The organism is Marinoscillum sp. (assembly GCF_040222955.1).
Taxonomy (GTDB): domain Bacteria; phylum Bacteroidota; class Bacteroidia; order Cytophagales; family Cyclobacteriaceae; genus Marinoscillum.
On sequence record NZ_JAVKCA010000013.1, the window covers coordinates 64897 to 77636 of the forward strand.

Sequence of the window (12740 nt, forward strand, 5' to 3'; positions counted from 1 at the left end):
TTAGAAATGTATTTTATTAAAATGAACTTTGGCTCATTCATATGTGAAATCGATTTGGGAAAAATCAAAGAAATATAGAAATGTATCCGTTCAAGAAGCATATCATAAAAATAGAAGCTAATATTAGTGTAGCTCTTAAACAGTTGGATGAGTTAGCTTCCGATGCTATACTGTTTGCAGTGGATGATGAAGAAAGATTAGTGGGTTCATTAACTGATGGTGATGTTAGAAGAGCTCTCTTAAAGAATGCTTCACTAGAACTCAAGGTAGCAGACCTTATTCAAGCGAATCCCAGGTTCCTAGAGAAGGAAAATTATTCTTTAAATGATATTGTTAAATTCAGGGAGAATGGTTTTAGAGTCCTGCCTGTGTTAAATGGGAAAAGAGAAATCGTCAACGTAATTAATCTTAGAAGATTAAGATCATATTTACCGGTTGATGTTGTTATAATGGCCGGAGGAAAAGGCTCCCGCTTGAGACCTTTGACTGAAGACACACCAAAACCATTATTAAAAGTTGGAGAAAAAGCCATTATTGAGCATAATATTGATAGGCTAATATCGTTCGGGATAGATGACATTTGGATTTCTATAAACTACCTGGGGGAACAAATTGAGTCTTACTTTGGAGATGGCTCTGCAAAAGGTGTTCGTATAAAATATGTTTGGGAAAAGGAGGCCTTAGGAACAATTGGAGCGGTAAAAAAAATATCTGATTTTTGTCATGAATATGTATTGGTTACCAATTCTGACTTATTGACCAATTTAGACTATGAAAACTTTTTCATAGACTTTATTGAGAAAGAAGCAGACATTTCTGTAGTGTCTATTCCTTATGTAGTCGATGTCCCTTACGCAGTCTTGGAAACTAATGATGGAAGAATACATAGTTTCAAAGAAAAGCCATCCTACACCTATTATTCCAATGGGGGTATTTATTTAATGAAAAAAGAAGTGGTTAATCACATCCCCGAAGATAAATTTTATAATGCAACCGATTTACTTCAACATTTGATCAATCAAGGCGATAAGGTCGTTACGTATCCGTTAAGAGGGTATTGGCTTGACATTGGAAAGCCTGAAGATTTCATGCAAGCACAAGAAGATATTAAACATATTAAGTTCTGATGTTTGTACTAATTCCAGCAAGAGGGGGCTCCAAAGGTGTCGCCAGAAAGAATATTAGAAAACTAGGTGATAAGCCTCTGATTCATTATACTATTGATTCGGCTAGAGAGATATTCCCGGATGAGAAAATCATCGTTTCAACAGATGATATAGAAATTAAGAAAGTAGTTGAGCAAACGGGGTTGAAAGTGCCTTTTTTAAGGCCGTTACATCTAGCTACAGATACTTCATCGACTAGAGACGTAATTTTGCACGCAATATCTTATCTTGAAAATCAAGGGGAGGATCATGAGTTAATAGTACTTCTTCAGCCTACTTCACCATTCAGAACGGCTACACATATAGAAGAAGCACTATGTCTCTATTCTCATGATTTGGATATGGTTGTTGGAGTTAAGGAGACCAAATCAAACCCTTACTATGTGTTATACGAAGAGGATCAGCTAGGGAATTTGCAAAAATCTAAAGAAGGGGGTTTTACAAGAAGACAGGACTGTCCGAAAGTTTGGGAATTTAATGGGGCTATTTATATAATTAATAAGGGATCAATTTTGAACTCTGGTTTTCAAGATTTCAAAAAGATTAAGAAATATGAGATGAGTGAAGGTGATTCGGTTGATATTGATACCGAATTTGATTGGGTTTTTGCTGAGATGTTACTCCGGGGCAATTGAGTTTAGTCGTTAAGAATATACTTCGTTTCGCCACAGGATCTACCCTTGGGGGTGTCTTCAACTTCTTAACTACCTTTCTAGTTGCTAAATTAGTAGGTCCTGAAATGTGGGGAATTTGGATGATTTTCAATATCATCTTAAAATTCAGCCCATTCACGCAATTAGGTGTTTCTGAAAGTATTCAGAGAAATGTGCCAATACTTATTGCAGAAAATAAGCTAGAAACCGTCCGGATAAATCAAAACAATGCTTACGGTTTTTCTTGGCTGATGGGAACGGTTTTACTAGTGGCATTTATGTTACTTGGCCCGAGTTTATTAGGTATCGACAAAACTTACTGCTACTTGTTTGCTCCTATTCTATTATTTAATTTGATTTCTTATAATATTGGTATAGTCTTTAGAAGCCATAATCAATTCAAAAAGGTTGGGATTGTATCTTTCCTAAGTGGTTTGCTTTCATTGATCAGTGTTTTTTTAGCATACAAGTTATCATTCTTCGGGTTTCTTATTGGCCAGTTAGTTCGGTACATACTAACATTCCTAATATTTTATCTAATAAATAAAGTCACTCTGAACTTAGAAGTTAAGTTAACTTACATTAAAGGGTTGATAGTAGATGGGACACCGATAATATTAATTGTCCTATCAAGTTATTTGGTGACTTTATCTGATCGATTGATAATCGCTAACTATTTTGATGATAAATCTCTCGGCTTGTACGGGCTCGCTTATTTAGTGATCAATCCATTCTTGTTGATTTCTGGTTCTGTGAATTCTGTCTTGTATACTTCATTTTCATCGAGTTTCGGGAAGGACAAAACGTTTCTCTCTATAGGTAGGGTTTTCAGATATACAAAGGTTCTGATTTTTATTTATTCTGCTTGCATTGGTTTAGTATACTTACTGTTGCCGTTAGTGACATCTATGTTCTTACCAGATTATACTGATGGCATTGATGCTGCAAAATGGCTCCTGGTTGGACATATATTTTACTTTAGTGGGGGCATTTTGACAAATTCCTACTTTACTTTGAACAAACAGAAAAATAGGCTTTTGATAGTTCTTTTAGCACTTTTTGTAAATATCACCATGAGTTTGATACTTCTTAAATACATTCCAGACATTGTCAGTGTCGCTCTTGGTAGCGTATGTTCATTCATTGTGCTTTTTGGAGGGTTGTTATTTGGCTTAAGGTTTATGAGTCACTTTCGAAATTCGGATCAACTTAAAGGTTTGGGTTTATTGATTAGTTTTTTAGTGGGAGGCATTGTAATCTTAGTATTCCTTGGGGCATTTGAGTTCCATAGTAATTTAGTGATTGACGGTCTTTTAAAAGTGTTGAGCTTTATCATAGTCTATACAGTTTGGGCTTTTTTATTTAATAAATCAGATCTAAAAAAATTGGGAGTATGAAGGTGTCTTTTTTGATTGATAATGCACTAAGAGAGGCGGTTGTTAATTCTTGTATTGGTATTTTGTTAAAAGCCATGGACATTGAATGCAAGTTGGATAATTATAATTTTTTTTATTCTCCCTCAGGCTTTGACTTCTTCGATCGTACAAGAGAGAATATAGACTTAACTTTATTTCCGAGCTACAATGTAAACCGAACGCCCGAACAACTATCAAGAGCTATTCGAACAAATTCCATGATGGTAGCCACTCATGCTGAACAAATAATCAATTCAGCATTGTATAAGGAAAAACTAAACACAAGTGCAAAGTCAAAATATTCCAAACAGATCACCTCTCATTTCGTATGGGGTCCCTTCTTTGCAGAGTTGTTAATGACTCATTCCTCAATTCCTGCAGATAAAATCTATATAACAGGTAATCCTAAATTACAGGTTTCTACGCGCCTAAATACAAGTACTCCCAACCTTAGTCCATCAAAATCTGTGCTGATTGTTTCTGACTTTTCTTTGGGTGATATGGATGATGAGAGGTGGTCACAATTTAAAAAAAGATACAAAGCAAATTACAATACACCAATACATAGACATTATTATGAGGCACGACGAAAGTTGGTAAATTGGGTATTGACAGCCTCCGAAAGATATCCTAATATTCATTTTAAAATGAGGATTCATCCTGGAGAAGATAGGGCGGCGTATGAACTTTTGAAAGGGACTAATAATATATCACTGGTTGGAGATAGAGACTTTATTGAGGACGTATTAGATTCTGGTTTGGTTTTTTCATATAGCTCCACCTCATTATTCGAAGTATTAGTCATGGATAAGCAAGTGTTTAATTTGGATTTACACGATCTTCCAGAGGAGCGAAAAGGTGAGTATTTCGAATTATTTGAATGGGTAAATAAAAGTCAGTTTATGGATATTCTTCGAAACTATGATGAAGGAAAGGTATTTTATCCATCAAGTGGACGTAAAAAGCTTCTTGAAAAGTATATGTATGGAGGCAATCAAAAGGCTGTCCTACGAAATGCTATAGCAATAAAAGATGTTCTTGAAAACCGAATTGCACAATATGGCTTTAGCGATTTCCTAGTTCACTATCGAAACTTGTGTTTATCGCTGGTAAAGGACAAAGCCGTAAAAGCTGGTATTTGGTTCAACAAGGAACTCGGCCTGCAAAATTATATTTCGACCTTGGCTAACAGACGGAAAGAAGCGGACTTGAATAATCCTGTTAGGCTCAATCCTAATAAGATTGAATCTGCTTACAAAATTGCTTCCGGTATAGTTACTGAATCAGAAATTGAAATCCTTAAGAACAATTTGTACGAAATCCGCAAGGAGAAGGATGGGATCTATATTGATTTCTGATGGGTAAAAGAACTCTTATTCTTTCTTTACTTATCATATGCTGGTTCCCAATAAAAGGATTTATGCAGCCATTGGTTCATTTATTACCAGTGGTTATTTTGTTAATTGGTTCCATGACAGGGTCAGTTTATGCCAGCAGAAAAGCTTTTTTATATTCTTTCCTTTTCACTTCATTTTATTTTTGTGTCGGATTGGTTCGAGGGACTGATACGGCTTACTATAATATTGCGTTGAGCTGGGTATTACTAACGCCTTTTTATATGTTCATTTTTAGATTTCGTGGGTTAGAAGAGAGGGATTTTTTGTTTCTTATAAGAGCGATTGCGTGGATGTCAATTCTAGAATTTGGAGTTGGGTTTGTGCAATTGATCATCTTTCAAGGCTTTAAACTTGAGTTTACCGGAAATGCTTGGGATAAAGTGGTGGGCACTACGCTATCTCAGAGTTCTCATGTGTACTCCCTTAAAATGTTGTTTCAAGGCTTGATTTTAACTCTTATCTATAAGGAGGTAAAAAAAAATCATCAATCAATTTTAAATCTGGTGAGATTTGCCGCGATATCCGCCTTTTTAGGTGCTCTGATTTCAAGTTACATGGTAGGGATCATTATGAGCGTCTTTTTCTTGGTGATGTTCTATTCTTTGAGAATTTTCAAATCTCTTAAAGATGCGGCAGTTAGTTTAAAAATAAAGAAGAGTAGGTCCAAAATCATGATAATTCAATTGTCCACCTTCATTTTATTTTTCTCACTAGGGGTAACTGTTTTTGCGAAACTACAGCCAGGTAATTTCAAGATGATAACTTTGGTTGCAGATAAATTATTATCTGTGGACTTCTCCGATCAATATAAATTCCAAAAGTTATATGCCTTTGAGCAAACTTTTGATAGGGTAATCAAAAAAGATATCACCACCTTTTTAGTTGGTCTTGGTCCAGGTCAATACTCAAGTCGAGCAGCACTAATTCTAACTGGAGATTATTTATACCCACACCCATCTTACTTTCCTGTATCTATGTCGGAAGAAACAAGGCAAATTATATGGCCATTATGGAACGACGAACAGCAAGCAAAATTCAGAGGTTCTGTTTTAGCTTTACCATCGAGTTCTTTAATATCTGTAATTGCAGAGTTTGGGGTTATAGGCTTACTTATTCTTTTACTCTTATCTAGAAGGCTGGTTTTTATCAATGTTCAAAGAGGGGAAGGGTTTTCTGGGTCATTTGTAGCTTTGGCCCCAATTTTCATGAGCCTGTTTTTTGCCCAGCTTGTATTAGATTTGTGGCTTGAATTTGCATCTTTCACTGTATTTATGAATTTGATATTTATCATGTGCTTGTCAATGATAAAAAAGGAGTGATCTTATGAATCTTAATACATTTCAATTCCTCTTAAAATATACTGTGGCCAAGTCCTCTGCATTCCAAGCATATCTTGATGGGATTAGAAATCAAGCCTTATCTCTTGAAGAACTGAACGAGTTAAATTGGAGTAGAACAAAGAGCCTATTAAATTATGCTTACAAAAATGTACCGTATTACCAACGAAAGTATAAATCAGTAGGTCTTCATCCAAATGATATCAGCTCTGAAAAAGTTTACTATCAGGTGCCTGTACTCACTAAAGAGGAGATCGCAGAAAATTATGAATTGTTGATTTCGAGATTAGTTTCGCATAAAACAGTAAAGGACATTACAACTGGTGGAAGTACGGGTGTTCCATTGAGAGTTGGAAGGAATAAAAACGTAGTCCGAGAGGCACAAAAGTGGAGAATACAATCATGGTGGGGGATAAATCCCACTGATAACATTGCTACAGCCTATAGACCTTTACCTTACAGTAACTTTGACAAGTTAGCAATGAGGGCAATATATTATCCGCAAAAGGCAGTAAAACTGGATGCAACAAATATTACCTCAGAAAATATTAGGAGCTTTGTTATGCAAATGGCAAGAATAAGGCCAAAAATGATTCATGGTTATGTTGGGGCTATTGATGCGGTTGCTGATTATATTATTAAACATAAAATCGAAGTTCCAGCTCCAAAAACTGTCTGGCTAACAGCTTCACCGATCACAGGTATTCAGGAAAGCAAAATAAGCAGTGCTTTTAATGCCCCAGTATGTGATCAATATGGTTGTAGTGAGGTGTATTTTATTTCAGCCGAATGCCCAAAAAAAGAAGGTCTTCATGTATTGTCAGATGTGAAGAAGGTAGAGTTTATTGATAAGAATAATAATGGGATTGGCAAATTAATTGTTACTGATCTTGAGGATTACGCTTTTCCTTTAATAAGATATATGAATGGTGATGAAAGCTCATTCAAAGATCATAAGTGTAGTTGTGGGATGAACCTCCCTCTTATGAATAAAGTTAAAGGTAGAACTACTGATAATTTGGAAATAGGAGGGGATGTTGTAATATCAGGAGAATACTTGACTACAATATTTGATGATTATGTCGACTCGGTAAGTAGGTTTCAGGTAATTCAGAAAAGTAGAGCCGAAATAACAATAAAAGTGGTGCCTAAAAAGCAAGAAGGATTAGAAGATGTCGTTTCTAATGTCAAAAATACATTGAAGGCAAAATCAAAAGGGTTGGCAGATATTACAGTGGAAGTTGTGAATCGCATACCTGACGTGAAGGGCAAAATGAAGTTTATAATAAAAGATTTTTAGCCATGAGAATTATATTGGTGCATTCCATGGCAGATTTGTATGGAGCAAGTAGGTCGCTTCTTCGACTATCCAGTAGGTTAGTTATCGATAACCATCAGGTAAGAGTGATTTTAAAAGAAGATGGGCCTTTGGTTAAAGAACTTAAGGCTAAAAATGTGCCCGTACAAATCATGCCAAATTTGGCATGTATTGATCGACAAACTATCAAAAGCTTCAAGTCATTTTTAATGTTCGTAAAGGATTGTTTTCGATCAGCTAAAGAGTTTAACGCCTTGATTAATGAAGAAAAGCCCGATATAGTTCATACGAATGTAGCCTTGATTCTTACTGCCGCTTATGTAGCTTCAAAAAGGAAGATACCTCATGTGTGGCATATCCGTGAATCATTTAAGGAGTTTGGAATTATGTGGTTGTTTTTTCGAAGGTTCATGCTGAAATACGCCGATGTAATTCTATCTGTATCAACTCCAATTGCTGAGCAATTTGATTTAGCTAAAGGGGCACAGAAAGTAAGGGTATTATACAATGGTTTTCCTAAAGAGGAGTTTGAGGGGGTTACCGAAGATAGAGTTGATCGTTTCAGAGATACATGGGGTTTAAAAAATACTTTAAACATAGGAGTTGTCGGTCGAGTGAAATTGCAAAGAAAAGGTCAAGAAGTTTTAATAAGAGCGGCAAAAATATTGAATGATAATGAACGTTTGAGATTCCTTATAATAGGAGATGTCTTCCCTGGTAATGATGAGCACCTTCGTATTCTAGAAAAAATGGCTAAAGAAAATGGAGTGGGAGAGAAAGTAATTTTTACTGGTGGAGTGGATGACATCAAGGCAGCTTATAAAGCATTGGATATATCTGTTTTAACTTCGTGCTTGCCGGAGCCTTTCGGAGGTGTAGTAATCGAATCTATGGCACTTGGAAAACCTGTAATAGGCACATCAATTGGTGGGACTATAGAGCAAATCGAAGAGAATGTTACTGGCTTTAAAGTGCCACCTGGTGATCATATTAGGTTAGCAGAGGCACTTAATAAATTGATTAATTCAGAAGATTTGAGAGTGAATATGGGGATTAATGGTAGAAGGAGATTCGAAGAGAAATTTGAGTTTGAGAACTTCTATAATCAATTAACGGGGGTATATAAGAGATTAATACAATGAAGGTACTTATTACTGGGGGATCTGGGTTTATTGGTACAAATATTCATGAGTTTATTGGCACCCATTATCCTAATTATCAATTGATAAATGTTGATATAGTCAAACCTAAAGTGAATTTTTCGCATTCGGCTTGGGAAGAATGCGATATCCTCAACAAAGAGAAGTTGGAATCTATATTTGAAAAGCACCAGCCAAATTGTGTTATTCACTTTGCTGCTGAGACAAGTTGTGAACCAAATTTAGTGTTGAAGGATTATGAAGTAAATACACAAGGGTCCCAAAATGTCTTTGAAATAGCCAGTAATACGAAATCAGTTAAAACACTAATCCATACCTCTACTCAATTTGTTAATCAGTATGATTTTCCTTTGAAAGACTTTTTTGCCTACAGGCCACACACGGTTTATGGTGAGTCAAAAATTGTTTCCGAAAAACTGTTGCTGGAAAATAAGTATGAATTTAATTGGATTATTGTTCGACCCACCAATGTATGGGGAAAGTGGCACCTTAGGTATCCTCAGGAGTTTTGGAAGGTCCTTTACGAAGGCAAATACATACATCCGAACAACCGAGGGGTTGTGAGGTCATACGGTTACGTAGAAAACATTTGTGAGCAGGTGATTCATTTCATTAGCAATGCTGAAAAGTTAAATGGAGAAGTTTTTTATGTGGGTGATGAGCCTGTTGCTTTGTATGATTGGGTCAATGCATTCTCTTTGGCACTTAAAGGGAGAGAAGTCAGGACGGTTCCAAAACAACTGGTCTACCTGTTGGGTCTTATTGGTGATGTATTAAAATTTTTTGGGATTAAGTTCCCAATTACAACTAGTAGGTATAGAAGTATGACCACCAGCAACCCTGCACCTATGGAGAAAACTTTCAAGGAAGTTGGAAACCCAAAGGTGAGCCTTCAGGAGGGAGTTAATAAGACATCTGAGTGGTTGAAAGTTGAAATTTATGATTAGGATATTAGGGATTCCTCTTTTTGCAGAGAATATTGAGTCAGCCACTAGACTTGTTCTGAACGAATCTACACTTCACAATAACAATAAGCTTGTTAGTGCTACTGGTGCTCATGGATTAGTCTATGCTAAGAAAAGGCCCAAGTTCAAATCCATTCTGGAATCCTTTTACCTAAACCTTCCAGACGGGATGCCTGGTGTGTGGGTGGGTAGAATGAAAGGTGCCCATAAGATGCAGCGATGTTACGGTCCTGATTTTTTTGAAGAGGTTATGGTCGAATCGGCTTCTACGCAAATGAAACACTTCTTTTGTGGAGGTAAGGAAGGTGTGGCTGACAGGCTAAAGGATGCCTGTGAAATGAAATTCAGCAATTATAATATTGTAGGAACTCATTGTCCTCCGTTTAAATCCGTGGATGAATATGATTATGATGAGATCTCTCAAATTATTAAAGAAAGCAATGCAGATATCGTTTGGATTGGTTTGAGCACACCCAAGCAGGAACAGTTTGCTTTTCATCTGTCAAAACATACCCGAGTGAAATTTATCATCTGTGTAGGGGCTGCATTTGATTTTCATATAGGAAATGTCAGACAAGCCCCGAGCTGGATACAAAAAATGGGAATGGAATGGTGTTTTCGTCTGTTTATGGAACCAAAGCGCTTGTGGAAACGGTATTTTGAGATTGTCCCTTTGTTCATTTATTATAACTTTGCGGAATTCGTTATTGGTAAATTTTACAAAAAAGAATCATGAAAAAAGCATTAGTTTGTGGAGCCGGAGGGTTTATTGGCGGTCATTTGGTAAACCGGTTAAAAAAAGAAGGTTATTGGGTACGAGGAGTAGACTTAAAGGAAAATGAGTACGGCAATAACAATGCGGATGAGTTTGTAATTGGGGATTTACGTGATATTAAGGTAGTATCAGAGGTGGTAAGCAATGATTTAGATGAAGTGTATCAATTGGCTGCAGATATGGGAGGTGCTGGCTTTGTTTTTACAGGTGATAATGACTCTGACATTATGCACAATTCAGCACTATGTAATTTGAATGTATTGGAAGAAGTTAGGAATAAGGGAATAAAGAAGATTTTTTACTCATCTTCAGCGTGTATGTATCCAGAATACAACCAAATGGATCCCGACAATCCCAAATGTAGTGAGGATAGTGCCTATCCTGCAGCTCCGGATAGTGAATACGGGTGGGAAAAATTATTTAGCGAGCGTCTGTATCTGACTTACGCTAGAAATCATGGGATTGATGTGAAAATAGCACGGTTCCACAATATTTTTGGTCCCTTGGGAACATGGGATGGCGGGAGAGAGAAAGCTCCAGCAGCCTTGTGTAGGAAAGTAGCTGAGACACCAGATGGTGGAGTGATTGAGGTATGGGGTGATGGTAAGCAGACCCGCTCCTTCCTTTTGGTAGATGAGTGTGTAGTAGGTGTACGCAGATTAATGGAATCTGATTTCGCTGGGCCAGTAAATATTGGTTCTGAAGAGATGATCTCTATTAATGATTATGCAAAGGTGATTATTGATATTTCTGGGAAAAATTTGAGCATTAAGAATATTGAGGGACCAAGGGGTGTGGCAGGTAGAAACTCTGACAATAAATTAATTAGAGAAAAGTTAGGATGGGAACCTCAAATGACCCTTAGAGAAAGTACTGAGGTAACTTATAAATGGATTTCTGAACAAGTCGCCAAGAGAGACCTTCAGAATGCCTAGAAAGATTTTTGCCTATTTGGAAGATATGAAAGGTGAGTCAACTGCTCACCTTTCTGGTTTTAAGAAGGTTTTCCTAACCTACGAAGACACAGGTTCGGCCATGACCCAGTTCGCATATGGGATATTCAAACCGGGGGAGAGATGCGAGAACCATGTACATCCTACTATGATGGAGTGCTTTTACTTCATTTCTGGGTTTGGTATGTATAAGGTTGGCGGGGAACTTGTCAGGATTAAACCTGGCACCTTTTTAAGAATACCCCCGAACATACCTCATGATTTACGGAACGATGGTACGGAAAACCTTGAGTTCGTTTATTTCGGGATCGCAACAAATAATTACACTTCGAAATTAGATTGATCTGTCTGAAAATTTTAGTCTGCCATCTATTTCACAAAACGATTAACCTACTTAAGTCATCAACATAGCTAATATGAAGGAAAAAATTCTAGTAACGGGGGCAGCAGGCTTCATTGGCTTCCATCTTACAATGAGGCTTTTAAAAGACGGATATTGGGTAGTGGGAATAGACAATCTGAATGATTATTATGATCCGGTGCTTAAAGAGGACAGGCTTTCTAGGCTTCAAGAATTCCCAGAATTTCAGTTTTATAGATATGATTTGGCAGATAAAGTGCATTTATTGAAAATATTTGAGCAGCATCAGTTTGATTTAGTTATTCATCTGGCTGCTCAGGCGGGAGTTCGTTATTCCATTACAAATCCAGATGTTTACATTTCAACCAATATCGTAGGTTTTCACAATATTCAGGAAGCTATCAGGGCCAATCCGGTAAAACATTTTATCTATGCTTCTTCCAGCTCAGTATATGGAGGAAACGAAAAGCTACCCTTTTCTACTGACGATCATGTGGATTACCCTGTTTCCTTGTATGCGGCCACTAAGAAATCCAATGAGCTCATGGCTCATACCTACTCGCATCTATATGGTATACCCTCCACAGGTCTTCGCTTCTTTACTGTTTATGGCCCTTGGGGTCGGCCGGACATGGCGCTCTTTAAGTTTGCTGAGAAAATTGTAAAGGATGAAACCATCGATATCTACAATAATGGGGATATGAGGCGTGACTTCACCTACGTGGACGATGTTGTAGAGAGCATGGTACGGCTTATGCCTAAAGTTCCTTCTAAAGGTCTTGAAGAATCTGCTGCTCAATCCAAAATTGCTCCTTATAGAATATTCAACATAGGGTCACACAATCCAGTCACCTTAATGGAATATGTAGATGCTTTGGAAAGACATTTGGGGAAAAAGGCTCGAAAAAGCTTTGTGCCTATGCAGCCAGGGGATGTGAAGGACACATTTGCAGATGTATCAGACTTGGTTAGAGAGATAGACTTCTCGCCAAGAACATCAATTGATGAAGGAGTAGGTAGCTTTGTTAAATGGTATCAAGATTACCGTTCTAAACGAGTTTAAGATACTGATAACTGTGTTCGGTAAATTTCCCTAAAAACAGTATTGTTTGAAGAACGACAAGAATTGTGTTTTTAGAACAATTAAAATAAAAGGAAGAATTACAGTGACCGAAATCGTGAAACCCTCAAAGAGTCAAAGACGTCCTTTAGGGGAAGATCTAAAACCCTGCATAAAGAG

12 protein-coding genes are annotated in these 12740 nt (G+C 37.0%); all 12 read left to right on the forward strand.

What is annotated here, in order from left to right:
• Positions 1–80: 80 nt before the first annotated feature.
• Entirely contained in the window at positions 81–1127 is a 1047-nt protein-coding gene (locus RIH33_RS12665; RefSeq protein ID WP_406651159.1) for a nucleotidyltransferase family protein, read from the forward strand.
• Complete coding sequence (locus RIH33_RS12670) at positions 1127–1801, forward strand: cytidylyltransferase domain-containing protein (RefSeq protein WP_406651160.1); 675 nt, start codon at positions 1127–1129, stop codon at positions 1799–1801. The genes RIH33_RS12665 and RIH33_RS12670 overlap by 1 nt, the downstream gene beginning before the upstream one ends.
• The gene (locus tag RIH33_RS12675; RefSeq protein WP_406651161.1) at positions 1798–3216 is read left to right on the forward strand and encodes an oligosaccharide flippase family protein; all 1419 of its coding nucleotides are present in this window, start codon (positions 1798–1800) and stop codon (positions 3214–3216) included. The genes RIH33_RS12670 and RIH33_RS12675 overlap by 4 nt, the downstream gene beginning before the upstream one ends.
• Complete coding sequence (locus tag RIH33_RS12680) at positions 3213–4592, forward strand: hypothetical protein (protein ID WP_406651162.1); 1380 nt, start codon at positions 3213–3215, stop codon at positions 4590–4592. Before RIH33_RS12675 ends, RIH33_RS12680 begins: the two co-directional genes overlap by 4 nt.
• A complete protein-coding gene (locus tag RIH33_RS12685; RefSeq protein WP_406651163.1) occupies positions 4592–5950 on the forward strand; it encodes a hypothetical protein in 1359 nt (452 codons plus the stop codon). Before RIH33_RS12680 ends, RIH33_RS12685 begins: the two co-directional genes overlap by 1 nt.
• 4 nt (positions 5951–5954) lie before the next feature.
• Positions 5955–7268: a phenylacetate--CoA ligase family protein gene (locus RIH33_RS12690; RefSeq protein ID WP_406651164.1), complete on the forward strand. Its 1314-nt coding sequence runs from the start codon at positions 5955–5957 to the stop codon at positions 7266–7268.
• 2 nt (positions 7269–7270) lie between these two features.
• Complete coding sequence (locus tag RIH33_RS12695; protein ID WP_406651165.1) at positions 7271–8428, forward strand: glycosyltransferase family 4 protein; 1158 nt, start codon at positions 7271–7273, stop codon at positions 8426–8428.
• Complete coding sequence (locus RIH33_RS12700; RefSeq protein WP_406651166.1) at positions 8425–9393, forward strand: NAD-dependent epimerase/dehydratase family protein; 969 nt, start codon at positions 8425–8427, stop codon at positions 9391–9393. Before RIH33_RS12695 ends, RIH33_RS12700 begins: the two co-directional genes overlap by 4 nt.
• Positions 9386–10147, forward strand: a complete 762-nt coding sequence (locus RIH33_RS12705; protein ID WP_406651167.1) for a WecB/TagA/CpsF family glycosyltransferase — start codon at positions 9386–9388, stop codon at positions 10145–10147. Before RIH33_RS12700 ends, RIH33_RS12705 begins: the two co-directional genes overlap by 8 nt.
• Positions 10144–11121, forward strand: coding sequence for an NAD-dependent epimerase/dehydratase family protein (locus RIH33_RS12710; RefSeq protein ID WP_406651168.1), 978 nt, complete (start codon positions 10144–10146; stop codon positions 11119–11121). Before RIH33_RS12705 ends, RIH33_RS12710 begins: the two co-directional genes overlap by 4 nt.
• Positions 11114–11482 (forward strand): cupin domain-containing protein, encoded by a 369-nt coding sequence (locus RIH33_RS12715; RefSeq protein WP_406651169.1) that lies wholly within the window; start codon positions 11114–11116, stop codon positions 11480–11482. Before RIH33_RS12710 ends, RIH33_RS12715 begins: the two co-directional genes overlap by 8 nt.
• 73 nt (positions 11483–11555) lie before the next feature.
• Positions 11556–12563 carry an NAD-dependent epimerase gene (locus tag RIH33_RS12720; RefSeq protein WP_406651170.1) on the forward strand — a complete coding sequence of 336 codons (1008 nt, stop codon included), beginning with the start codon at positions 11556–11558 and terminating at the stop codon, positions 12561–12563.
• Positions 12564–12740 lie beyond the last annotated feature (177 nt).